Origin of the sequence: Paraburkholderia sp. RL18-085-BIA-A, assembly GCF_046027075.1 — a bacterium.
Lineage (GTDB): Bacteria > Pseudomonadota > Gammaproteobacteria > Burkholderiales > Burkholderiaceae > Paraburkholderia.
Genome location: NZ_JARESU010000523.1, coordinates 1 through 750, shown reverse-complemented (window position 1 = coordinate 750; position 750 = coordinate 1). Strand labels below are relative to the sequence as shown.

1 protein-coding gene is annotated in these 750 nt (G+C 63.9%); it reads left to right on the top strand.

Translation table 11 applies throughout. From position 1 onward, the window contains the following. Nucleotides 1-99: 99 nt before the first annotated feature. On the top strand, nt 100-750 hold a 651-nt coding region (locus P0D89_RS53630; protein ID WP_408379746.1), incomplete at its 3' end, for a hypothetical protein.

Sequence of the window (750 nt, the reverse complement as noted above, 5' to 3'; positions counted from 1 at the left end):
TCGGGAACGCCTGTTGCGTCATTATTGCGCGGGCGAAGCTTCGGATTTCTTAGTTGTTGAGACCGCGCTTGAACAGCCTTCAACCTGGGAGACGCAACCATGCAAATTTTTACCACTCAAACCGGCCTGCCCCGCGTGTCATGGGGTGCCATTTTTGCCGGCGTAATCCTGTCACTCATTGTCTATCTGGTCTTTAGCGTGCTCGGGACAGCCATCGGCGCAACACTCCTGTCTCCGCTGTCGCAGCCTGACCCGATGCGCGCGTTCGGCTTTGGCTCAGGCGTCTGGATGATTGTCACGACGGTCGTTGCGGTCTTCACCGGCTCGTATCTCGCTGGTCGATGTGCGCCCGTCCTCGGATGGTTGCATGGCGTGCTCGCGTGGGCAGTCATGATTCTTTTCGTCGTGTACGGCATCGCTTCCCTCGTCGGAGGCGCCGTCAGCGTTGCCGGCAGCGTCGCCACGGCGGGCGCGACTGTGGGGGCCGCGCAGAGCCAGGCGCCCGGCGGCAACCCGGTGGTCGACTCGGTCAAGCAACAGGTTCAGAGCGTCGTCGCGTCCGCAGCCTCGGTAGCCTCGGGCCCGCAAGCCGAGCAGAACGCACGCCAGGCTGCGGACACCGCTGCCCGTGCCGTCGCTCGCGCGACGTGGTTTTCGTTCGCCGCGCTTGTCGTGGGCGCAATCATCGCTCTGGGGTCCGGCAGTCTCGGCTTTCGCCATCAACCCCTTTACGAGGAAGGAGGCGGCTCG